The organism is Kitasatospora sp. NPDC001540, from assembly GCF_042894345.1.
Classification (GTDB): Bacteria; Actinomycetota; Actinomycetes; order Streptomycetales; family Streptomycetaceae; genus Kitasatospora; species Kitasatospora phosalacinea_C.
The window spans coordinates 19852-41181 of the sequence record NZ_JBIAVO010000035.1 but is presented as its reverse complement, the minus strand read 5'-3'; the positions used below and the strand labels follow the sequence as shown (position 1 = coordinate 41181).

Below are 21330 nucleotides of genomic sequence, written 5' to 3'. Positions count from 1 at the left end.
GCCCCCCCGGCCCGCGGGGGGGGGGGGGGGGGGGGGGGGGGGGGGGGGGTGTGGGTGGGGGGGGGGGGGGGGGGGGCTCCCCCCCCCCCCCCCCCCCCCCCCCCACCTCAGCGAGATCGTTAGTCGGCTCAGGGTTGTGGTGGGCTTGGTCATCAGCCGCGCGTTGTTCCGGGATGTTGTCCGCGGACAACACGTCTGAAGGTGTGGGGGAGCCAGTGGCGGGCTGTGACTGCTGCACCGGTGAGGCCGCTGCGGGCGTAGCGCTGAGGGCAGTCGCTGCCAGGCCATCCAGTGCAGATGGCGACGGGGGTGGCGGCTGCGGGGCCTGGATCGTGTTGTCCGCGGACAACACGGCGTTCTTCGCCGCTTCGAGTAGATCCCTGGTCTGGCTACGGCGGTCGCGTTCTTCTGCCTTGAGCTGCTCAGCCAGCTCGAGGAGCGCCTCGCTGCTGAGCGAGGGGTCGTCCTTCAGCGCGCGGGCGAGACGTCGTGCATAGCGCTCGGCCAGGGTGCCGGCGATGAGCATGTCCTGGATGTCTGCTGGGAGGGTGAGTAGGGCAACCTGGTTACCAACCCAGGAGCGGTCTCTGCCGCGGCGGCGGGCCACTTCGGCGGCATTGCCATCGCAGGCCTGCAGGAGGTCTTCGAGACCGCGAGCGCGTTCGATGATGTTGAAGTCCTGGCGCTCGTCGTTCTCGAGCATCAGGTAGTCGATGAAGTCGGCGCGGGTGGCGGCGAGGTCGTCGCGGACGACGAAGTCGAGGTGCTCGAGGTTGACGCGCTGGGCAGAGCGGTAGCGGCGCTCGCCGTTGAGGATGATCCATTCGGCGATGCCGATGTGGGCTTCGTGCTCGGGCCACAGGGCGAGGTAGGCGGCGCGGGTGACGGCGACGCAGGCGGTGGTCTGCTTGCGCGCGAGGCTGTTGCCGAGGGCCTCTTGCTCTTCGTCGGTGCCGAAGTTGCGGCGCGGGTTGACGAGACTGGGGCGGACCTTGTCGAGGGGCAGGCGCTGGAGTTCGTAGTCGGGGATGGCGCCTTCCGCGACGGCCTTGGCGCGTCCTCGTTCGCTGCGGGGGCGGACAGCACCGAAGCTGCTGCCGCCGCCGAGGCGGTCTGCTGCGCGGGTCATGAGGCGATCCTCCGGGCGATCTCACGCATGACGTCGGCCTGTTCGCTGTCGGGCGCGTGGGAGAGCAGGGGCTTCTTGACGCGGACTGCCTCGCGTTGGTCCTTGAGGTCGTGGACGATTGCGATCACAGCGGGTTCCTCTATGGCCTGCCACTCCTTGAGGGCGGAGGTGGCCACGAAGCCCTTGCGGGAGTCGTAGAGGTTGACGACGAAGCCGAAGTCGTGGATATCGATGCTGAGGTCGTCGCAGAGGGACTCGATCTGCTCTCGCAGCATGATGTAGGCGTCGGCAGAGGAGTCCTCGGCCTGGACCGGGATGATGAGGCCGGAGCGTCCCTTGGGCTCGCCGTCGCGGGTGCGAGCGTAGTAGAGGGCGTTGTCCATGGCGTAGCCGAGGCTGGGCGGGCAGTCGACGATGACAACGTCGAATTCGCGCTCGACGACAGCGAGCGCCTTCTCCAGGGCGGTTTCCTTGACGCGGACGTCGCGGGAGGTGACGAGCTTGGCGTCGAGGAGGAAGGCGTCGGTGCAGGCGGGAAGGACGAAGAGGCGTCCTTCGAAGGCTTCGCCGGGGACCTCAACGAGCAGGTCGCGCAGGTCGCTGGAGCGCTCGCCGGTCATGTTCTTGGCGAGGCTGTCGCCCTTGATGGGCAGGGGGTTGATGCCGAGTTGGAGGGTGAGGTGGCTCTGCGGGTCGAAGTCGACGATCAGTACGCGGTGGCCGGCTTCAGCGAGGGCTTGGGCCGTGCCGTTGGAGATGGCGGTCTTGCCGACGCCGCCCTTCTGGTTGGCTACGACGATGCGTTGCGGGCCGGTGGGGAGCCGTACCGGCTGGCGGCGCGGGTTGGCGTCGAGCCAGAGCCTGATCGCTTGGGCGAGCCCCTGGTTGTAGGGGACTTCGCGCTGGGAGCAGGCGATGCGGAAGGTCTTGTACAGGTCGGAGGGGACGTAGGTGGAGAAGGAGGTGCTGGCGGAGGTGTCGATCGGCTGGAACGGCCCGGGGGTCTCCAGCCACGCGCTGACACCGGCGGTGACTGCGTCCTGGATGTCGACCCCGACGGTCGCGGCGCGGATCTTCAGTTCGCGGCGCAGCGCGGCAGGCAGTTTGGTAACCACCTTGTCGCGGTTGTCCGCCGAAGTCTCAGTACTCATGCGGGGAGTTTACTAACCAGCGAGAGCTTGTCACGTCACCGACTCACCACCTATGGGTGGTCTATGACGCTGTGTCTGTTTTGTCTCTCGATGTTGTCCGCGGACAACATCGAGAGACAAAACAGACACAGCTAACTGTTCTGGCTGGCAGCGCCGCGCCACGGCTTGATCCACGATCTGTCGGCGGCAGGGGGCGAAAACCAGGTCTGAGCCGCTGCGGTAGGGCGGAGATTCCAGCGCTTTGTTCCTAAAACGCAAAGAGGCCCTGCACCCGCGCAGGTGCGCGACTGCAGGGCCTCTGGGCTCTATCTCGTCGGTGGCGCGCCCTACAGCAGGGCGAGCTGGTCTTCGTCCGGCTGGGGTCCGTCCTCGGTGCGGGCGTCGGCGCAGGCCTCTTCGTGCTCCGGGTCGTCTCGCTCGCACACGAGGCGGCTGTCGGGCTGCTCGGCCCAGCCTCGGCTGCCGACCGCGTCGGCGGTGGCGCTTTCGACGCTGTCGTAGTGGGGGATGAACTCGTCCTCGACCAGGTCGCCGCAGACGCTGCACCGGGCGGTCCAGCACAGGGCCGGGACGGCGATGCCCGCGTCGGAGCGGGCCGCGCCCTCGCGGCGCCAGGCGTAGCCGTAGTGGAGGACCAAGGCGTAGCTGACGGGGTGGAGCGGGGAGTCGTCGTCGAGGTCAGCGGTCAGGGCGTTGTGCTCGACGGCGGCCAGAAGGGCGGTGGCGAGGTCGGGCATCGTCAGCAGGGTGTTCGGGCCGGTGAGCCACAGCTCCCACTCGCGGGTGGGGGTGCCGGGGCGCAGCCGCTGGGCGGGGTTGGAGGTGGACAGGCCGCGCCGAGCGGCCGGGACGGCGTTGGGGGTGGAGTGGGCCATCTCGGGCCTTCTCCTTCGAAGGGGTCGGCCAGCCCGCAGGGTGCGGGCCAGCCGGGAGCGTAGGGGCGGGGCTGGGTCGCGGGGCGGCCAGGCTACAGGCTGCCGTCGGCGTAGGCCTCGGCTTCCTGGTCGCGGTCGTTGTCCTCGTCGGGCCCGGCGTCGGCGGGTAGCAGCTCCTCGATGCCGAACTCCTCGCCGATCGCCGTCCACGGGTCGCCGTCCTCGGCAGCGGGGAGGTCCTCGGTGTCCAGGTCGAGGAGGGCGACGATCTCGCTGATGCTGCGCACCGGCACCGGCTGCCCGCCGTCGCGCATCAGCAGGAAGGTGCGGGTGGTGTAGCCGTTGGCCCCGGCGGGTGAGGGGATGCACAGCAGGTGCGCGTCATCATCCAGGTCGCACGTCGCGGTGCCGTCCGGGTGACCGGTCCAGTGGTCGGTCTTGGTGAGGCTGCCGCCGCTGTGGTCGAGGCTGTGGGCCTGGGTGGCGGCGCGGTGAGCGGCGTCGGTGGCGGCCTCGCTGGCGAGCTGCTCAGTGGTGGGTGCCGGGGCGGGCTCCGTCAGATGGTAGGGGGCGGGGGTCAGGCCGAGGCGGTCGCGCAGGGGGCGGCGGAGCTGGGTGGTGATCTGGTCGGTGGTGACGGCGGCGAGGGCAGCGGCGGCGAGGGCGAGGGCGGCGCGGGTCTCGGTGGGACGGCCGTGCAGGACGCGGTAGGTGGTGAGTCCGGCGGCGGCCGCGGCGGCGGTGATGGCGAGGTTATCGGCGACGTCGAGGACGGCGGTCAGCACGCGGGCGCGGGTGTCGGTCATCGGGCGGTCCCTTCGGGGCGGGTTCGGGGCGGGCCGGGCGGGGTGCCCGGCCCGGGGTGTGATGTCGGGTCAGCGGCTGGCGGGGCCGAGCAGGAAGTGGACACCCGCGCCGGGGGAGTCCTCGGTGCGGGTGGTGAGCGCGGCGTGGGCCCGGTCGTGGGGGACGTCGATGCCGAGGTGGTGCCGGGCGGCGCGGCGCACGTCGACCAGCGAGGCCGAGGTGCCGTGCTCGGCGATGGCCAGGTCGACGGCGGCGAGGGTGAGGAGGGCTTCACGGGCGGGCCCAGTGGGGGAGGCTGCGGTGAGCCGGGCGAAGGCGGACTTCCACTGTTCGGAGGCGCGTTCGCGGGCCGCGGAGGGCTGCTGCAGGTGGCTCGTGCCGAGGCGTCCGCGTCCGGCCACCCAGTAGGAGACCGGGATCTCGAGGGCCTCGGCGAACAGGATCTCGCGGCGGGTCGACTCGCCGAGGTAGAGCCGGTCGTCGGTGACGACCAGGACCTCGTCGGCGGTGGAGATCTTCGCCAGGTGCAGGGCGTCGAGTCGGCTCTTGAGCTGCTCGGCGGCGGCGGGGTCGTCCCACAGCTCGTGGTGCTGGCGCATGTCGACGGCCGGGGCCAGGACCATGCGACCGGCGACGGTCTCCTGGAGCGCCGCCTCGGCGATGTGCCCCCAGAACCGGGTGCTGCCACAGATCGTGACGATCGGCGGCAGCAGGTCACCGGGCTCGGCGGAGTAGCGGGGGGTGGACGGCATCGGTGTGCTTCCTTCCGGGAGAGGTCTGCGGTGGAGGTGTTCGGCGGGCCGACTGCGCGGCGCCCCGGCCCGCCTCCGGCTAGTGCCGGGGCGGGACAGGGCGCGGTGTCAGCGCCTGGCGATGCAGTGGCGGATCTCGTCGGCCTGCTTGTCGGCGTGCGGGTGGAGGGTGGTCAGGCATTGTGCTGGCGGAGGTGGGCGGCGGCGTCGGGGGTGACCAGCAGCTTGAGGTAGTTGGCGACCGTCTCGCCGCAGGCGGAGCAGGTGGCGCCGTAGCCGGTGCGGCCGGGGCAGCCGCTGGCCGGGTCCTTGGGCCGGCCGGTGCGGGTGTTGACGAGATGGGTGCAGGGGGTGCCGTCGGCGTGGATGCCGGTGACGGGCATGGTCGCTCGGGCCATCGGAGGGGTCCTTCCTGGGGTCAGGTGGTGAGGGTGAGGAGGCGGCCGACGCGGACCTGGTGGTGTCCGGCCCAGCCCCGGCCGGAGTGGTCCGGGTCCGGGGCGAGGGAGACGTGCTGCTCGGTGGTGAGCGTCCAGGTGGCTTCGGGCAGGTCGGTGATGCGGGGGGAGGGGACGAGGCGGGTCGCGGCGGCGATCCGCAGGAGGTAGAGGGCGAGGCGGTGGCCGTGGGCGGCGGGCGACTAGACGAGTAGTTCCGAAGTCGGTCAGTGGTCGTAGGCGATCAATGAGCGGGTGACGGGTCGGCCGGTGGTTCGGTTGTGCCAGATCGCGCAGGTCATCGCGAGCAGTCGCTGGCCGACCCGGGCGCCGAGGCCCTCGACGGTGCGGCCGCCGTGCTGTTCAAGGCCGAGTTGGCCCTTGAGTGTGTCGTTGACGGACTCGATCAGCTGCCGGACCGACTTCAGCAACCCCTCCCCAGGGCGTGGGGACCGGTTGCGGTAGGAGGGCCGCAGCAGCGTGATGCCGTGCTGGTCGAGGAAACGGTCGAGTTCGGCGGAGACGTAGCCCTTGTCGGCGAGGATCAGCAGACCGGGCCGCTCGCGGGCCAGCTCCGGTTCGGTCTCGACGAGGGCGGCCAGAACCTCGCGCTCGTCGACCTTGGGACTGGCCAGGGCCCAGGTGACGGGCAGCCCGGCCGGGGTGCAGACCAGGTGCAGCTTCAGGCCCCAGAACCAGCGCGAGTGCGAGCGGCTGTAGCCGTAGCCGGCCCACCCGGCCAGGGCCGAGCGGCGCACGGTGTCACGGGAGCGCCCACACTCGACCGGAGTGGAGTCGGTGATCCACACGGGGTCCGCCCACAGGTCGGTCGCCTGGGCCAGGTCGCGGATCGCCTGCTGAAGCAGGGGCCTGGCGGCGCGCAGACGCTTGTTGTAGCCGGGTCGTTCGGGCAGGTGGGGGAACATGCCACGCAGGTGGGCGCGGGCGAAGCGGATCCAGCGGGCCTCGGAGTGGAAACCCAGCAGGACCTGGGCCACGGCCAGGCACACCAGTTCCGAGTCCGACAGCCGCGGCGGGCGGCCCAACCAACGCGTTCGGGGTAGATGATCATCGATCTGCACATAGAGTGCGGTCAGAAGGGTGTCCAGCTCTTCGGTCGTCACAACCCGAATGCTGGACACCCTTCCTGCATGTCCGAAGCAGAACCAGCAAAGCCAGCTGACTTCGGAACTACTCGTCTAGCCCCGGCCGCAGGGCGGGTTGGCCGCGGCGGCGTAGTCGAGGAGAGGGCGGCGGGCGGTCCCCGCCGGGCCGTACGGCTGCTGCTGGTACAGCGCCCAGGCCGGGTCGAGGAAGTCGGCGTCCGGCGCGCAGTAGCCGATCACGGCTTCGGTGCGGCCGCCGATGTGCCGGGTCGCGTAGAGCAGGGCGTAGACGCCCCAGTCGGGTCCTGCGGCGCCGCCGGTGCGCAGCAGGGTGACCCTGCCCGCACCGGCGGCGCCGCCTGGCGTGGTGCGCGCGCGGGCGGCCATGGTCAGCCGGCCTGGGCGAGGGAGTCGGCGTGGGCCTCGCGCCAGGCGCGCAGGACGGCCTGGGGGATGACGCCGCGGTCGGCGACGGCGTGGCCGTGCTGGGTGGCCCAGGCGCGGATCGCGGTGCGGGTGGCCTTGTCGGCGGGCTGCGCCAAGTCCGTCCCGTTCGACGGCCCGGGGGTGCGGGCGGTGGTGGTGGGCTTGCCGGCCTTGGCGTCGCGCAGGGCCTGTTCGGCGCGCTGCAGCCGGGCCTTGAGGGCGGCGACCTCGGCCTCGTGTTTCGCGACGGCCTGGTCGCTGGCGTGCTGCGCGAGGAGCTTGTCCAGGGACTCGCGGGTCTGCTCGGCGAGGCGGCGGACCTTCGCCTGCGGGTGCTGGTCGGCCCAGGCGAGGAGCTCGTCCACGGCGTCGCCGTAGGGCGAGGCGGCGCGGGCGTCGGGGTGCTGGGCGATGAGGTGCTGGATGTCGTTCTCGTCCAGGCCGGTGGCGGCCAGGATCTTCAGCGGGCTGTCGCCCTTGGCGCGCATGGAGAGGGCGACTTCGCGGGTCATCGGGTCGAGGTTCGCCAGGGCGTCGTGCTCGGGGTGGGCGGCCGGGGTGGTGGTGCTGGGCACGGTGTTCCCTCCGAAGGGGGCGAGGCGGCCGGGGGTGCCGGCCTTGGGGGTGGAGAGGTGGGGCAGGAGCCGGGTGATCTCGTGCTCGTCGCCGGGCAGGCCGAGGGCGTCCAGGAGCAGGACCAGGTCGTCCTTGCTGTGGGCGGCGCGGGCGGTGCGGGTGGCGGCGTCGGCGTCCTGGCGGTGCGAGGTCGGGGTGAGGGCGAGGCTTTCTGCGGCCTTCATCACCGCGACCGGGTCGGCGGTGTCGGTGGGCATCAGGCGACGACGGGGTTCGGGGCGAGGAAGCGCACGTCCCAGGAGGTGAGGGTGTAGAGGTCCAGGACCTCGAGGAGCAGCTCGTCGATCTCGCCGTCCCCGGACGGGTCGTCGGGGTCGGAGACGTAGATGCGCGGCGGGTTGGCCAGGCGCAGGTGGATGGCGAGGCGGCGGGCGGGGGCGTCGTCGGGGTCGACGTCGGGGCGCAGTTCCCAGATCTGGCCGGGCGCGGCCAGGACGAGCGGGTCGCCGTCGGTGGCGCGCTCGCAGGCCAAGCGCAGCGCGACCGGCTCGGGCAGGAAGTCGTCGTGCTGGAGGGCGGTGGCGGCGCGGCGAATGACGGTGGCGGCCAAGTACGGGCCGAGGATCAGGACCAGCGGCACGGTGTGGTCGTGGGGGTCGGTGCTCATGCTGCGGTCCTCCTCGGGGTGGTGGCGCGCAGGGCGGCCAGGAGCTGGGCGCGGTGTTCGGCGGCGAGCGGGTCGGCGGCGACCGGCCCGGGCTGGGTGGTGCGGGTGCGGCGGCGGGCCAGCGGGGCGGGGCACTGGGGGACGAGTTCGGCAGCCAGGCGCCGGTCGAGGTCCTCGGGCAGGTGCGTGGTCACCGCGGTCCCGCCTTCTTGGGGGTGACGGGGGCGAGCAGCAGCCGGTGGAGGAGGGAGATGTCGTGGCGGGCGTGGCTGGCGGGCCGGCCGCAGGACCAGCAGTCGGCCTCGGGCCCGGACCAGGAGACCTCGCAGGTGTCGCAGGCGTAGCGGGAGCGGTGCGGGCGGGGGGCGAGGCGGCCGATGGTGCGGATCGCGGCGGCGGCCTGGCGGCGCTGGTCGGGGCTGAGGGCGGGGGAGGGGAGGGTGTGGGTGAGGACGGCGGTCGCCATACTGAGTTGTTCCTTCGGTCTCGTGTCGGAGGGATGGCCCGGGTGCGGCCGGTCAGCTGTGGAGGCAGGTTCGGCCGGATCCGGGAAGGCCGCGGCCCGCCTGATCGATCAGGCGGGCCGCGGTGGTGTGCGGGGGGGTCAGAACGGGCGGTCGTCCGGGTCGACGTGGGGCACGGCGCTGGCCCAGGGGTCGTCGTCCGGCAGCAGGCGGGGCGCCGGCGGCATGCTGGCGAGGCAGCGGTGCCGGTAGCCGCCCTCGAAGGTGAAGCCGCTGCCGCCGCACTCGCAGGTCTCGCCGTGGACGTGGTGGTAGCGGCCGACCGGGCAGTCGACGGGCTCCTGGTGGACCGGCACGAAGATGCCCTCGCCCTGGTCGTCCCAGGTCATGGTCTCCATCACCATCCCGGTGCCGCCGCACCCGCCGGGGCAGTTCGCGTCGTGCGGCTCGTCCGGGCACGGGGAGCCGTCGTCGGCGTAGTCGACCTCGCCGAGGACGTCGGCGGCCCGGCGCAGCAGCTGCTCGGCTTCGTCCATCTGGAGGGCGAGTCCGGGGCGGTCGGCGGCGCGCAGGTCGGCGGCCAGGTCGCGGACCAGGTCGCCGAGCAGGTGGGCCGGGGCCTGCTCCTGGAGGGCTTGGAGGACGTCGGCGGGGTCCGTCCAGTCGCCGGAGGCGAGCCAGTCGTGCAGGTGGCCGACGCCGTCGCGCAGCGGCGGGCAAGGCAGCTCACCCCACCGGTCCGCGGTCTCGTCCGAGGCCGGGCTGGTGGTGGCGGGGCGCCGCAGGTGCAGGGCGATCCCCGCGGCAGCCAGTACGGTGCCGGCCGCAGCGGTCAGGAGGGTGGTGCGCTTCATGCTTCTCCGATCCAGCCGGCGTGCTCGGCGGCGGTGCGCAGATTGCCGATCGCGGCGGCGAGCTGGGCGATCAGCGGGGACTCGGTCCGCTGAAGCCGCAGCAGTCGGCGGTCGCAGGACTCGGGGGCGGTTTCGGGTGCCACGGTTCTCCGATCAGGGATGGGGTCCGGCTGCGCCGCGCACCACGACGTCCGCCCGCCGGACCTGGTGGGCGCGGCGGGCGGGCACGGTGGTGGGCAGCGTCAGGGCCCGGTGCGGTAGTGGTGGATCTCGTCGAAGCCCTCGCTGGGCAGGAGGGTCCGGGCGGCGCGGGCCATCGCGTGCTGCCAGCGCAGGACATCCTCGGGCACGCGCTCATGGTCCGGGCGGGCGGCGTTGCGGGCCAGGCAGGTGGGCAGCGGGGCGTCCACCCACGCCGCGATGCACCGCCGGCCGTGCTGGTGCGCGAGCTCCACCAGCTGCAGGCGGTGCAGTTGCTCGACGGAAGTGTTGTCTACGACCGTTGTTCGGGAGCGGCGCAGGCGCATGGTCAGGATCTGGTGCTGGAGCAGGACCGCGTCGGCGGTAGCGTCCTGGTCGCCGGGCTCGGAAGCGACGGCCCGCAGCCGGTCCAGGCTGACGATCTGGTGGGTGGGCAGGTGGCGCAGGAGGTGGGACTTCCCCGAGCCGCTCCCCCCAACCATGACGACCAGGGCGCCGGGATCGGCCGGGGCGAGGGCGAGTTCGGCGGGCATCAGGACGCTTCGCCGTGCTGGGTGGTGCGGCGGGGGCGGCGGCCGGTGAGCGCTTCGGGGCAGCGGGACCCGCGCACGTAGTCGATCGACCTGGCGGCGTAGGTGGTCGCCATCATGCTGCCGGAGTGGTCGATGGCGTCGCGGGCGCGGTCCAGGCGCTGCCAGGCCAGGCGCAGCTGGTCGAGCAGCCAGGTGCGGTCGTCGCCGGTCAGCTCCTCCGCGGCGGCAAGGGTCTCGAGTCGGCCGCGGTCCTGGACGCCGGCGGCAAGGAAGGCGTCGATCCGTCGGGCTTCGTCGGCGGTGAGCTTGTCGGCGAGACGCTGGGCCTCCTCGGCGCCGGGGTCGTCGCCGTAGCTGGCGAAGGAGCGCTCGGAGAGCGCGAAGTGGGCCAGCGCCCAGTCGGACGCGCTCTCGTCGGCGCTGTTCTGGCGCCAGGTCCGTCCCGGGCGGGCGAACGGCGCGGGGATGGGCGGGGCGGGCGGGTGGGTGGGATCGGTGGTCACGGTGTCCTCCGGTGGTCGGTGTCGGCCGGGCGGCCGCGCCGCGCACCACGGCGCCCGCCCGCCGCACCTGGCGGGCGCGGCGGGTGGGCGTCGTGGTGGGCAGCGTCAGTGCCCGGAGAGGATCCGGCGGGCGTCGGCGAGGACCAGGTGGTGGTCGAAGGCGAGCTGCTCGGGCAGGTTGTCGAGGTCGACCCAGTGGACGGAGGCGGCGTCGTCTCCGGCGCGGGCCTCGGTGCCGGCGGGGACGCGGGCGAGGTAGGCGGCGCCGACGTAGCGGCCGCGCGGGTCGCGGCCGGGCTCGTCGTAGACGCCGATCAGGACCAGGCTGTCCGGGTCGACCAGGACGCCGGTCTCCTCGTGCAGTTCGCGCACTGCGGCCGCCAGGGCCCTCTCGCCAGAGTCGACGTGTCCGCCCGGGAGGGCCAGCAGCCCGGCGTAGGGGGCGTGGCCGCGCTCGATCAGCAGAACGCGGCCGTCGGGCAGCACCGCGGCGACGTCTGCGGTGTAGTGGATCGTCTCGGCCGTCCCGTGCCCGCCCTCGGCGGTGGTGTGGGTGGTGTCGGTCATGGGGTTGTCCTCCAGGTGCGTGGGTGGTGTCCGGCCGGGCGGCCGCGCCGCGCACCACGGCGCCCGCCCGCCGCACCTGGCGGGCGCGGCGGGTGGGCGTCGTGGTGGGCAGCGTCAGTACCCGGACGGGTCAGGAGTGCTGGGGCACGGTGCTGCTCTCGGCGGGCAGGGATCGGGCGGCGGCGGTCGCTACGTGCAGGCGCAGGTCTTCGGCTGCCTGGAGGGCGTCGAGCAGCGCCTGGTGGAGGGTGCGCTGGGCGGGGTCGTCCAGGTCGAGGTTGCTCTCGGCGGCGGCCAGGTCGGCGCGCAGGAAGACCACGATGTCGGCGGCCTCCCGGTGCAGGTCGAGCAGGCCGACCTGGAACATCAGGGGGCTGGTCAGCCTCCGCCGTGCGATCCGGGACTCGGCGTTCTGGGCGGCGTGGGCGGCGTCGTAGTTGGCCGCCAGGGCGGCGGCCAGGTCGGCCGGGCCGTACACCGGCCGGTAGCCGAGAGGCGACACGAGGCCGTCGGGCAGGAAGCGGAGCAGGCGCTGGAACACGGAAGTCCTCCACAGGGGGTCGGTGCTGGACGGGTGTGCTGGTGTCCGGCCGGGCGGCCGCGCCGCGCGCCACCGCGCCCCGCCCGGCCGGGCCTGGTCGGCTCGGCGGCGAGGTGCGGTGGCGGGCAGCGTCAGTGCCCGGACAGGAGGCTGAGCAGGACGAGGACGGTGATGCCGAGGATGGTCAGCAGCAGCCGGGGGTTGACGGAGCGGGTGCCTTCGAGGCGCTTGATCTCGGCGTAGATGGCGTCGCACTCGGTCTGCAGCCCGGTGTGGGAGGGGCTGCCGGGGGTGAGGCCGGACAGGGTGGCGGAGCGGTCACGCAGGCGCTCGCGCAAGGCGGCGATCTGCTGGTCGCGAGATATCGCCACGGGCACGATGGGGCTCCTCAGGGATCGGTGGCGCTCGGCGGGACAGGAGGGGTGGCGCGCAGCAGGGGCGGGATCTACTGGTCGGGTCGGCTGGTGCGGCGGGCGTCGCCCTCGGCGTCGACGACCAGCACGGTCTCGATCCGCGGTTCGGGGACGGTGATCTCCACGACCGGCGCGGGCGCCCCGGCGGGGGCGACGTTGACCACGACGGCCGGAGGGTCAGCCGGAGGCGTGGTGTTGAACACCGTGGTGTGGGTGGTGGTCCAGGAACCAGTGAGGGCCAGGGCGGCGAGGACCGCCCAGATCAGCACCGCAAGGCCCGCGGCGACGGGGCGGCCGGGGCCGTCGGTGCCGTCCCATACCGCCGTGGCCGTGAGCGCGCCGAACAGCATGCTGGCGAGTTGCACGCCGACCTTCGCGCCGCGCCGCAGTACGAGCAGCAGGATCACGATCCCGGCGGTGGCCCATGCCTCGTGGAGGGTGCCGGGACCGGCGGGCAGTCCTACGCCGCGCCGCTGGAGGCTGCGTGCGAGCGGGTCGTTGACGGTGTGCCAGAGCTGGGAAGCCGGGTGGGTCAGGTGCTGCGGGTCGGCGCACCAGCGGATGGCGGCCAGCGCGGCCTGGGCGACGCCGACCAGCACCAGCACGAACAGGACCAGGGCAGCGAGGGCGGCCAGGACGAGCGCGGCGTTGGACAGGTGCTGGAACGAGGCCGGGACCTTGTCCCGCAGGCGGTGGCGGGCACGGCGGGGCTGGTGCCAGATCACGTCCGGGCGCTCGCCCCCGCCCTCCTCTTTGTCGCTGTCGAACTGCGGCGTCTGGTGGGTGGTGGTGGGGAAGAGCAGGTCGTCGTCGGTGGAGTCGGGCTCGGGCTGGTCGGGGGTGTGCGCGGTCACGGCGGCAGCTCCTCGCTGGTGGGCGGATTCGGCGGTGGCGGAAGTGCGTCCGGACCGGCCGCCCGCGGCGGGGCGGACGGCCGGGCCATGGAAGACGAGGCGGGGGGTCGGGTCAGCCGGACAGGCGCACGGGCATGAGCATGTGCCGGTAGTGCGTCGGAGCACCGTCGCCAAGGTGAGGCAGCATCAGGACCGGCTTGTGCGGGTGGCGCAGGCGCATCTCGGCCTCCGGCGCGCCGAGCGACTTGAGCGCGTCGATCAGGAAGCCGGGGTTGAAGGCGATGCTGGGCGCGCCCAGGTCGCCGTCGGCGGCGGCGGGGACGCGGTCGCTGGCCCGGGCGTCGTCGCCGCTGCCGGCTTCGATGCGCATCTGGTCGCCGTCGAGGGTGAGCAGGACGGGCGTGTTGCGGGCGGCGACCAGGGCGACGCGCTGCAGGGCGGCGATGGTGTCGGCCACCGGCAGCGTCCACGTCGCGACCGGGTCGATCCCGGCGAGGACGGCGTCCATGTTGGGGGCCTCGTAGCCGGACAGGATCCGGGTGGTGTAGCTGCGCCCGCCCGGGATCGAGAGGCCGACCATGCCCTCGGCCCAGTGCAGGGTCAGCGCGTGCTCGCCGTCCAGCGCCTTGGCGGCTTCGGCGAGGTTCTTGGCGGGCACCAGCGTCTCGGCCGCTGCCGAGGCGGCGGCCGGGTCCGGGCCCTCGCCCGGCTCCGGCTTGCGCCGCTTCTTGGCCTGCTCGCCCGGCAGGGTGCCAGTGGGGTGGACGGCCAGTTCGCGGCGGGCGATGCGGTAGCGGTCGGTGGCCAGCAGCACCAGCAGCTCGCCGTCCAGGCGCAGCTGCACGCCGGTGAGCGCGGGCAGGGCGTCTTCGGTGGATGCGGCGACGACGACCTGGGCGACGGCGTCGGCAAAGGCGTCCGCGGGCACGGTGGCGACCGCGTCCGGCAGGGCCGGGAGCGCGGGGTATTCGTCGAGGGGCAGAGTCGGCAGGGTGAAGCGGGCCGCGCGGGAGGCGACGGACAGGCGCGCGCCCTTGTCCACCAGCTCCAGGTCCACCTCGGCGCCCTTGGGCAAGCGCGAGCAGATGTCGGCGAGCAGGCGGCCGGGGACCAGGGCGCGGCCGTCGTCGGCGACTTCCGCGGTGGCAGTGTCGGAGGTGTAGACCTCGGTGTCGGAGGCGGCCAGGTGCAGGCTGCCGTCGGTGGTGGTCAGCAGCATCCCCGCGAGAACGGGGATCGGCGGGCGGGCGGGCAGGGCGCGGGCGGTGTAGGAGACGGCATCGGTCAGGGCGGCGACGGGCAGGCGCAGCTTCACGGGGCGGGTTCCGTTCGGGGAGAAGGGGCGGCCCGGCCGCGGGGTGCGGCCGGGCCGGTGAGGCGGGGTCAGGTGGCGCGGGTGCGGGGTGGTCTCAGGCGTGCAGGTCGAGGACGCCGCCGCTGTACTCGGCGCGGCTGAGCGGGTAGCCGGCCATCTCCACCACGGCGTGGCCGGGGACGTCGGCCAGGACCGTGAGCAGGTCCTCGGCGGTGAGCCGGTTGGTGCGCTCGGAGGCCCGGGTGAGGTAGCCGGTGCCGCTGTCCGGCGCGGCGGCCGCGGGCGCGGCGGCCGCGGGCGCGGTGGACGCGGGCGCGGTGGACGCGGCCGGGGCGGGGGCGCGGTTCAGGCGGGCGCCGATCAGGTAGCGGCCGACCGGGTACTCCTCGCCGGCCTCGCTGCTGTCCCGGGCGGGGGCCGGGGCGGTGGGCAGGTCGAGCGTGTCCTGCCCCTTGATGGCGGGGGCGGTGGTGCGGGTGGCGAGGGTGTGCTCGGCGGTGAGGTGGGCGGGGTCGGTCTGGGGGCAGATCAACTCGCCGCCGGGCAGGGTCTTCCAGTCGCGGTCCCGGGCGACGGCGACGACGTCCTCGGGGGACTCGTAGTAGCCGTACTCGTCGTCCAGCGGCTCGTCGCAGATCGCGCACCACGCGGAGTGGACGACGTGCGGGCGGACGCTGGCGGTGAGGGCCTGGCGCGGGCGGCGCCACGCGACGCCGTGGTGCAGCACTACGGCGTGCACGACGGCGTTGAACGGCGAGCCGTCGTCCAGGTCGGTGGCCACGGCGTTGTGCTCGGCGGCCTCCATCAGGGCCTCCCCGAGGCTGGGCATCGGGATGATCTCGTCCATGCCGGTCAGCCACAGCGCCCACTCCTGCCCCTCGTCACCGACGACGAACGGCTCCTCGCCGAACAGGCCCCGGCGGGCGATGGTCTGGGCGGCGGAGGCGAGCACCGGCGCGGGCGCGGTCGAGGCGGCGGCGACGGTAGTGGTGGTGTGCGGTGCGGTCACGACGTCCTCCAAGAGGTTCGCGGTGTCGGCCGGGCGGCCGGGCCCGTCCCCGGGGCGCGCCGTGCCCGCCCGGCCTGGTTCGGCGGGGCGGGCACGAGAAGCGGTCCGGGGGCGAGGCCGGTGGTCCGGTCAGCTGCGGCGCTCGGAGCACCTCTCGCAGTTCCAGGGCTGCGGCTCGTCGCAGGTAGAGGTGGCGGGAGCAGAAGTAGCCGCCGCAGCCGTCGTCGGGCGCGCCCGGCATGCTGCCGCAGAGGTTGTCCAAGCCGCGGTTGATCTGCTCGGTGCAGTCCGCGTGTTCGCAGACAGCCTCCACGTCGTATCCGGCGTCGATCTGCGTGCCGTCGTGGCGGGTGACGGAGTAGAGGGCATAGCCCATCGGATCCTCCAAGAGAAGGTGTGGTGTCGGCCGGGCGGCCGGGCCCGTCCCCGGGACGCGCCGCGCCCGCCCCGGCCGAGATGGCGGGGCGGGCGCGGGGGTGCGGTCCGGGGACGAGGCCGGCGACCTGGTCAGGGGTCCTGGCGGGCGGTGCAGTGGAGCAGGTCGTCGGCGTCGCAGACCAGCGCACCGTCGGTGCGCTGGTGCCAGCCGCCGTCGAGGACCTGGTCGACTGCGGTGTCGACGTGGTGGAAGCCGGGGCTGTACTCGTCCTCCCATTCGCTCCCGCAGAGCGAGCAGCGCACGTTCCACAGCAGCACGGGACGCAGGGAACCGGGCAGGCCGAGCGTGTCGGGGTGCCAGGGCCGACCGAGGTGCAGGACGACGGCCCGGTCGGACTCTCCGCCGGTATGGGTGGCGGTGTATGCGGCAAGGGCGAGGAGGGCTGTGGCGAGGTCAGGCATCGGCAGCAGGCCGTTGCCGGTGCGCAGGGTCCACTCGCCGTATGCGGTGCCGGTCATGGGCCTCCGTTCAGTCGTTGCTGTTGGTGATGGATCCGCGCCACCCGGCGGACTGTTTACCAATGGTGGTGGTGTGGTGCTGGGGCCGGTAGGAGAGCGTCAGGACGGTGCCGGTGGCGGTGGAGTGCCCGCCGTTCGCGGTCGCCGAGGCGCCGCCGGTGCCGGAGGTGAGGGAGCGGAGCTTGCCGAGCAGACCGGCGACGCCGAGGACGACGGCGGCGACCAGTACCGCGGCCCATTTGAGGAGGTCGCCGATCTCGTCGGCGTGCGGGGCGATTTCGGCGACGGCCGCGCCGAGCATCCACACCGCGCCGCCCGCTACCAACGAGGCGATGGAGCCGTAGAGGACGCACTGGCGAACCACGAGCGGCAGGCCCTGCTCGGCGGCCGCGTCGGCCACCGGTGCGGGGGCCGGGGCGTGGTTCGTGGCGGTGATGGCTCGGCGGTGCTCGGCCAGGCGCGTATCGAGCACGGCCAGCTGCGCGGCGATGTCGAAGACGGGGACGGCGGTGGCCTGGCCGTCGATGAGCGCGGGCACGCACGTGGTGTCGCCGGGCTGCGCGGTGGTGGGAAGGGCGACGATCGTTCCGTTCTTCGGGAAGGGCACGTAGCCGGGCTCCAGGAGGATCACGGCGGAGGGGTCGAGGGGGTGGCTGGTGCCGGAGTCGGGGATCATGGCGGGCTCCCTAAGAATGGTTGGCGGTCCGGGAGGACCGGGTGTGGCTGATGGCGGGTTGCCGTTGATGGCTCCGAAGGAATGGCCGCCCGGTCCTCCGGGACGCTCCGACCACTGATTGAGAACTGCGATCATCGCTGGTTAGGGACCTGTCGGCGGAGTGTTCTTCGGGCCACGCAAGTGCTGGTCACGAGGGATACGGAGCGACGGGCTTGAGCGCGGTTCACGAGCGGATATGGGTCGGTATCGACGCCGGCAAGGGGCACCACTGGGCGGTGGCGGTTGACACCGACGGCGAGACCCTGTTCTCGACGAAGGTGATCAACGACGAGTCGCAGATCCTCCAACTCATCGACACTGCCCGGGAGAAGGCCGACGAGATCCGGTGGGCGGTGGACATCTCCGGCCGTGCCTCCACGCTGCTGCTGGCCCTGCTGATCGCCCACGGCCAGCACGTCGTCTACGTGCCCGGGCGCACCGTCAACCGCATGTCCGGCGCCTACCGCGGCGAGGGCAAGACCGACGCCAAGGACGCGCGCGTCATCGCCGACCAGGCCCGCATGCGCCCGAAGGGCTTCGCCCGGCTGAACACGCCTCCCGAGTTGGTCGCCACGCTCCAGGTGCTGACCAACTACCGGGCCGACCTGATCGCCGACCGGGTACGGCTGATCAACCGGCTGCGCGACCTGCTGGTCGGCATCTGCCCCGCCCTGGAGCGGGCCTTCGACTACTCCGCGGCCAAGGGCCCGGTCGTGATGCTGACCGAGTACCAGACCCCGGCCGCCCTGCGGCGGATCGGTGTCAAGCGGCTCACCACCTGGCTGGAGCGTCGCAAGGTCCGAGGAGCCGACACCGTCGCCGCGAAGGCGGTCGAGGCCGCCCAGTCGCAGACGGCCGAACTGCCCGGCGAGAAGCGGGCCGCGAAGCTGGTCTGCGACCTCGCCCACCAGCTCCTGGCCCTGGACGAGCGAATCAAGGACAACGACCGGGAGATCCGCGAGACCTTCCGCGCCGACGAGCGCGCCGAGGTTATCGAGTCCATGCCCGGCATGGGCCCCATCCTGGGCGCCGAGTTCGTCGCCATTGTCGGCGACCTGTCCGGCTATCTGGACGCCGGCCGCCTGGCCTCCCACGCCGGCCTGGCCCCAGTCGCCCGGGACTCCGGCCGCCGCACCGGCAACCACCACCGGCCCAAGCGGTACCACCGGCGCCTGCGGTACGTCTTCTACCTGGCCGCACAGACCGCCATGATGCGGCCCGGCCCCTCCCGGGACTACTACCTCAAGAAGCGAGGCGAAGGGTTGCTGCACACCCAAGCCCTGCTCGCCCTGGCGCGCCGCCGGGTGGACGTGCTCTGGGCGATGCCGCGTGACAAGAGGCTGTTCACCTCCGCCCCGCCGGCCACGCAGGCGGCTTGACACAGTCATTGAGATTCCTTCGCGAGGGCTGCGGGGGTGGGCGGGAGGGGGCGGCGCAGCCTGGGTGCAGGCTGCGGGTGGCGCGTCGCGGTGGCTGAAGGCGGGAAGCATGACCGCGGCAGCGCTGGTCGGCTGAAGTCCTGCCGGGCGAGCGGCAGGAGGGCGTGCTGGTGTGCACGGGAGGGAGTTGCTGTGGGCTGGTTCTGGGATCCGTCGCCGCGGGTGATCGAGTTCGACGCGGTGATCGACGAGGACGGGGTGATCTGGAACGCGTTCACCGACGACGACGGGGTCTTGTGGATCGAGGACCTGGACGAGTCGTTGTCGGTACGGGTGACGGGCGTGATCGTCGGCAACCAGATCCTCGACGCGTGGGTGCTGGACGACGGCACGCTGCGCATCGCGGACTGAGCGTCCGGCCGGGAACCGGGAGCGCGGGGGCCGGTGTGCCGTGCTGCTCACCGGGGCCGCGCCGCCCTCGGGCGGGGCGTCGGGCGCTGGTGGGCAGCAAAGCGCACCGGTCAGAGAAGGTTCCCGGCCTCGAAGGCCTGCAGCACCCGGCTGGCGTCGGTGTCGGCGAAGCAGCGGGTCTCGGCCCAGAGCCGGCCGCGGTACTCGGCGGGCGCGTACTCCAGCGTCATCTCGCGCAGGTCCTCCTTCTCATCGTCCAGGAGGTCCTCGCCGACCTCGCCGGCATCGAACGCGAGGAGCAGCCCGGTGAGCTGGCCCAGGGTCAGCTCCCGCACGTCGCGGTAGTCGGTGCCGTCGTCGGTGGCGATGGTGAGAGTGACCTCCGTCAGGTCCTCGACCGGGGCGGTGGCAGGGTCGGTGCTGTGGTCGGCGGTGGTGGTCACTGGTGCTTCCGTTCTCGGCCCGTCCTGGGCCGGTTGTGTGGGGTACTCGACGGGCGGGGCCGGGCGCGGGCTGGCGTGGTGCCCGGCCCCCGGGGTGTGGCCGCATCAGAGCCGGATGGCGGCCAGGGCCTGGTCGGCGGTCGTGATGGTGCTGCGGGCCGTGTCCTTGCCGCCTCGCTTGGGGGCGGGCTCCTCGTCCTCGTCGTCGTCCTCGTCGCCGAACTCGCCGGGCTGGGGCGGCAGGGACCAGTCGAACCACAGGCCGCGGGCTTCGAGTTCGCGGATCTCGTGGTCGGTGAGGTGGTAGACCTCGCCGGGGAACAGGTCGTCGATGCCCTGCCTGAAGTCGGCGAACAGGGTGCGCAGGACTTCGGGCTTGCGGCCGGGGACGATCCAGCCGACGCCGCCGGTGTTGGAGTCGCTGGGCGGCTCGGCCTCGCCGGCCAGGATCCGCTCGATGCGGCCTTCCGCCTCCTTGGAGAACGAGCGAGGCAGCGCGTCCGGGATGTACTCCATCGCCACACCCAAGTCCTTGAACGTGGAGGTGATGTCACCGGGGGCGAGCTTGAGGAGGGTCGGGATGCCGTTCTCGCGGATGTTCTTGAGCATCAGCGAGGGGAAGCCGTGCTGGACCTGCGCGCTCTGGCCCGCGACGTCCTCGCCCATGCCGTACTTGCGGCCCTTGACGGAGAACTCCTGGGACAGCTCGGAGATCTCGGCGCCGTAGTCGCTGTCGGCGGCCGCCGACAGGAACTCGTCCTGGAAGACGTGCAACGGCCGGTAGGGGCAGCCGGGCAGCTTCGGGTCCCAGTCGTGGACCCTGCCGTCCGCCCAGAGCATCGTGCCGCGGATCTCCATCAGCGCAACCAGCGCCCGCAGCTGGCGCACCATGTACAGCGCGCCGACGCCGTAGCGGTCGCAGTGCGCGCCCAGCAGCGGGGTCTTCTCGTCCGGGGCTTCCGTTCCCAGCCACAGCACGGCGCCGAAGTTGGCGTAGGCGGCCATCACGAGCGCCATCAGCTGGGTCTTGCCGCCGCCGGAGGGGGCGACGAGCAGGCCGTGGGCGGCGCCGCGGTCGGTGTAGACGCGGCTGAGCGCGGGCTGGCCGTTGGCAAGGTAGCCGGTGACCCACCAGCCGTTCTCGTCCGGGGTGAGGAGCTCGCGGGTGGCGGGGTAGACCTTGCTGAGCGGGGAGTCGTCCCACACCGCGACCAGGACGCGCTGGCCGTCGACGGTGGCGAACACGCGGCCTTCGTCGTGGCTGGAGCCCATGGCGCGGGCCAGGGCGACGGGGTCGATGCGGGGCTCACCCGCAGAGTCCGGCAGCTGGGCGACCCAGTACGTCACCTCCTTGGCGTCGTCGCGCTTCTTGGTGATGAACCGGGAGCCGGGGATCGCGGCCGAGGCGACCTTGTCCTCCCACCGCTCGGCTTCGGTGGGGTTGATGCGGCGGCGCTTGCGCTCGTCGGGGATCACCTGGACCTCCCGCCAGCCGGGGCCGCTCTGGCGCCCGGCCATCGCCGTGGTCTCCAGCAGCACCACGTCGCTCTCGTGGACGGCGAACGCCGCCGCGACCGCGGCCCGGGTCAGGCCCGCGCCGATCGGGCGGCCCTGCTCGCTGGAGCGCAGCAGCATGGTCAGGTCGTGCGGCTGGCCGACGTGCGGGTGGGCGGCGGCGACGTGGGTGTGGCCCGCGCCGCCGGCGTTGCGCCACAGGGCGCGTACCTGCGCGCTGAACTGGTCGGTGGCGTCCAGCGGGTCGAGGACTTCCTCGGCCTGGGCCGGTGCGGGCGGCGCGGTGGGCAGCGCCTTCGCCTCGGGTGCGGGGGTGAGGGCGGGCCGGTTGCGGCGCCGGGTCTTGGAGATCGGCGCGAGGGCGCAGCACAGCAGGCCCCATCCGCCGGCCAGGGCGGCGTCCCAGTGCCAGCCGGAGATCTGGCGGGCGGCGAGGTCGACGGCCCCGGCGGCCAGGAGGGGGGACAGGCGCACCAGCCAGAGGCCTTCGCGCTTGGGCCGGGCCGCGACGATGGCGAGGGCGGCGGCGACGCCCGCGCCTTCGGCGGTGGCGACGGCGACGGCGATCGGGTGGTGCGGGGGGAGGTTGGCCGCCCAGCCCACGGCGGGCGCGGCGGCAAGGTACACGGTGCGCTCCAGCTTCGTCGCGAAGGCGGCCACTGGCAGATGCTCCTTAGGTCAAAGACCCCCTGGGGGCGGGGCCGCGGGGGGGGGCCCCCCCCCCGGGGGGGGGGGGGGTGGGGGGGGGGGGGGGGGGGGGGTGGACCCCGCGTGGGGGGGGGGGGGATGC

The 21330-nt window shown here is 73.3% G+C and carries 28 protein-coding genes; 2 read left to right on the top strand and 26 right to left on the bottom strand.

The features are described from left to right. The 24 genes from ACFY00_RS30725 to ACFY00_RS30610 form a co-directional block, all read right to left on the bottom strand. On the bottom strand, positions 1 to 1129 hold a 1129-nt coding region (locus ACFY00_RS30725; RefSeq protein ID WP_388035437.1), incomplete at its 3' end, for a ParB/RepB/Spo0J family partition protein. Continuing rightward, complete coding sequence (locus tag ACFY00_RS30720) at positions 1126 to 2280, bottom strand: ParA family protein (protein ID WP_388035434.1); 1155 nt, start codon at positions 2278 to 2280, stop codon at positions 1126 to 1128. The genes ACFY00_RS30720 and ACFY00_RS30725, both read right to left, overlap by 4 nt. A 326-nt stretch (positions 2281 to 2606) precedes the next feature. After that, a complete protein-coding gene (locus ACFY00_RS30715; protein WP_388035431.1) occupies positions 2607 to 3155 on the bottom strand; it encodes a hypothetical protein in 549 nt (182 codons plus the stop codon). A 92-nt stretch (positions 3156 to 3247) separates the two neighbouring features. Beyond that, positions 3248 to 3961: a hypothetical protein gene (locus ACFY00_RS30710; RefSeq protein WP_388035430.1), complete on the bottom strand. Its 714-nt coding sequence runs from the start codon at positions 3959 to 3961 to the stop codon at positions 3248 to 3250. A 69-nt stretch (positions 3962 to 4030) separates the two neighbouring features. Next, positions 4031 to 4714 carry a hypothetical protein gene (locus ACFY00_RS30705; RefSeq protein WP_388035427.1) on the bottom strand — a complete coding sequence of 228 codons (684 nt, stop codon included), beginning with the start codon at positions 4712 to 4714 and terminating at the stop codon, positions 4031 to 4033. 173 nt (positions 4715 to 4887) lie between these two features. Then, positions 4888 to 5112, bottom strand: a complete 225-nt coding sequence (locus ACFY00_RS30700; RefSeq protein WP_388035425.1) for a hypothetical protein — start codon at positions 5110 to 5112, stop codon at positions 4888 to 4890. Between the two features lie 266 nt (positions 5113 to 5378). Further along, the gene (locus tag ACFY00_RS30695) at positions 5379 to 6275 is read right to left on the bottom strand and encodes an IS982 family transposase (protein WP_388035422.1); all 897 of its coding nucleotides are present in this window, start codon (positions 6273 to 6275) and stop codon (positions 5379 to 5381) included. A gap of 75 nt (positions 6276 to 6350) precedes the next feature. Next, complete coding sequence (locus ACFY00_RS30690) at positions 6351 to 6644, bottom strand: hypothetical protein (protein ID WP_388035420.1); 294 nt, start codon at positions 6642 to 6644, stop codon at positions 6351 to 6353. A 2-nt stretch (positions 6645 to 6646) separates the two neighbouring features. Further along, positions 6647 to 7516: a histone-like nucleoid-structuring protein Lsr2 gene (locus tag ACFY00_RS30685; RefSeq protein ID WP_388035417.1), complete on the bottom strand. Its 870-nt coding sequence runs from the start codon at positions 7514 to 7516 to the stop codon at positions 6647 to 6649. Continuing rightward, positions 7516 to 7926 (bottom strand): hypothetical protein, encoded by a 411-nt coding sequence (locus ACFY00_RS30680; RefSeq protein ID WP_388035415.1) that lies wholly within the window; start codon positions 7924 to 7926, stop codon positions 7516 to 7518. The genes ACFY00_RS30685 and ACFY00_RS30680 overlap by 1 nt, the downstream gene beginning before the upstream one ends. Beyond that, the gene (locus tag ACFY00_RS30675; protein WP_388035414.1) at positions 7923 to 8120 is read right to left on the bottom strand and encodes a hypothetical protein; all 198 of its coding nucleotides are present in this window, start codon (positions 8118 to 8120) and stop codon (positions 7923 to 7925) included. Before ACFY00_RS30675 ends, ACFY00_RS30680 begins: the two co-directional genes overlap by 4 nt. Next, on the bottom strand, positions 8117 to 8392 hold the full coding sequence (locus tag ACFY00_RS30670) for a hypothetical protein (RefSeq protein ID WP_388035411.1): 276 nt from the start codon (positions 8390 to 8392) through the stop codon (positions 8117 to 8119). The genes ACFY00_RS30675 and ACFY00_RS30670 overlap by 4 nt, the downstream gene beginning before the upstream one ends. Positions 8393 to 8530: 138 nt before the next feature. Further along, positions 8531 to 9244: a hypothetical protein gene (locus tag ACFY00_RS30665; protein ID WP_388035410.1), complete on the bottom strand. Its 714-nt coding sequence runs from the start codon at positions 9242 to 9244 to the stop codon at positions 8531 to 8533. Continuing rightward, positions 9241 to 9387 (bottom strand): hypothetical protein, encoded by a 147-nt coding sequence (locus ACFY00_RS30660; protein ID WP_388035407.1) that lies wholly within the window; start codon positions 9385 to 9387, stop codon positions 9241 to 9243. The genes ACFY00_RS30665 and ACFY00_RS30660 overlap by 4 nt, the downstream gene beginning before the upstream one ends. Positions 9388 to 9486: 99 nt before the next feature. Beyond that, positions 9487 to 9978 carry an AAA family ATPase gene (locus tag ACFY00_RS30655; protein WP_388035406.1) on the bottom strand — a complete coding sequence of 164 codons (492 nt, stop codon included), beginning with the start codon at positions 9976 to 9978 and terminating at the stop codon, positions 9487 to 9489. Then, on the bottom strand, positions 9978 to 10481 hold the full coding sequence (locus tag ACFY00_RS30650; RefSeq protein ID WP_388035404.1) for a hypothetical protein: 504 nt from the start codon (positions 10479 to 10481) through the stop codon (positions 9978 to 9980). The genes ACFY00_RS30655 and ACFY00_RS30650 overlap by 1 nt, the downstream gene beginning before the upstream one ends. A 105-nt stretch (positions 10482 to 10586) precedes the next feature. Then, the gene (locus tag ACFY00_RS30645; RefSeq protein WP_388035402.1) at positions 10587 to 11048 is read right to left on the bottom strand and encodes an NUDIX domain-containing protein; all 462 of its coding nucleotides are present in this window, start codon (positions 11046 to 11048) and stop codon (positions 10587 to 10589) included. Positions 11049 to 11178: 130 nt separating this feature from the next. Then, the gene (locus ACFY00_RS30640; RefSeq protein ID WP_388035401.1) at positions 11179 to 11589 is read right to left on the bottom strand and encodes a hypothetical protein; all 411 of its coding nucleotides are present in this window, start codon (positions 11587 to 11589) and stop codon (positions 11179 to 11181) included. Between the two features lie 131 nt (positions 11590 to 11720). After that, the gene (locus ACFY00_RS30635; RefSeq protein WP_388035399.1) at positions 11721 to 11960 is read right to left on the bottom strand and encodes a hypothetical protein; all 240 of its coding nucleotides are present in this window, start codon (positions 11958 to 11960) and stop codon (positions 11721 to 11723) included. A gap of 74 nt (positions 11961 to 12034) precedes the next feature. Continuing rightward, positions 12035 to 12856 (bottom strand): hypothetical protein, encoded by an 822-nt coding sequence (locus ACFY00_RS30630; protein WP_388035397.1) that lies wholly within the window; start codon positions 12854 to 12856, stop codon positions 12035 to 12037. 112 nt (positions 12857 to 12968) lie between these two features. Beyond that, on the bottom strand, positions 12969 to 14171 hold the full coding sequence (dnaN, locus tag ACFY00_RS30625; RefSeq protein ID WP_388035394.1) for a DNA polymerase III subunit beta: 1203 nt from the start codon (positions 14169 to 14171) through the stop codon (positions 12969 to 12971). Between the two features lie 94 nt (positions 14172 to 14265). Then, on the bottom strand, positions 14266 to 15180 hold the full coding sequence (locus tag ACFY00_RS30620; RefSeq protein WP_388035392.1) for a hypothetical protein: 915 nt from the start codon (positions 15178 to 15180) through the stop codon (positions 14266 to 14268). Positions 15181 to 15687: 507 nt separating this feature from the next. Continuing rightward, positions 15688 to 16077 carry a hypothetical protein gene (locus ACFY00_RS30615; RefSeq protein ID WP_388035391.1) on the bottom strand — a complete coding sequence of 130 codons (390 nt, stop codon included), beginning with the start codon at positions 16075 to 16077 and terminating at the stop codon, positions 15688 to 15690. A 10-nt stretch (positions 16078 to 16087) separates the two neighbouring features. Next, positions 16088 to 16753 (bottom strand): hypothetical protein, encoded by a 666-nt coding sequence (locus ACFY00_RS30610; protein ID WP_388035388.1) that lies wholly within the window; start codon positions 16751 to 16753, stop codon positions 16088 to 16090. A gap of 212 nt (positions 16754 to 16965) precedes the next feature. Here ACFY00_RS30610 and ACFY00_RS30605 point away from each other — a divergent pair, with 212 nt between their 5' ends. Both ACFY00_RS30605 and ACFY00_RS30600 read left to right on the top strand, forming a co-directional pair. Further along, complete coding sequence (locus tag ACFY00_RS30605) at positions 16966 to 18171, top strand: IS110 family transposase (protein WP_388035385.1); 1206 nt, start codon at positions 16966 to 16968, stop codon at positions 18169 to 18171. A 192-nt stretch (positions 18172 to 18363) separates the two neighbouring features. Next, positions 18364 to 18582, top strand: coding sequence for a hypothetical protein (locus ACFY00_RS30600; RefSeq protein WP_285739314.1), 219 nt, complete (start codon positions 18364 to 18366; stop codon positions 18580 to 18582). Between the two features lie 110 nt (positions 18583 to 18692). Here ACFY00_RS30600 and ACFY00_RS30595 read toward each other — a convergent pair whose 3' ends face one another. Beyond that, positions 18693 to 19025, bottom strand: a complete 333-nt coding sequence (locus ACFY00_RS30595; protein WP_388035382.1) for a hypothetical protein — start codon at positions 19023 to 19025, stop codon at positions 18693 to 18695. Positions 19026 to 19130: 105 nt separating this feature from the next. Next, positions 19131 to 21200, bottom strand: a complete 2070-nt coding sequence (locus tag ACFY00_RS30590; RefSeq protein ID WP_388035380.1) for a chromosome segregation protein ParM — start codon at positions 21198 to 21200, stop codon at positions 19131 to 19133. Positions 21201 to 21330: the final 130 nt, after the last annotated feature.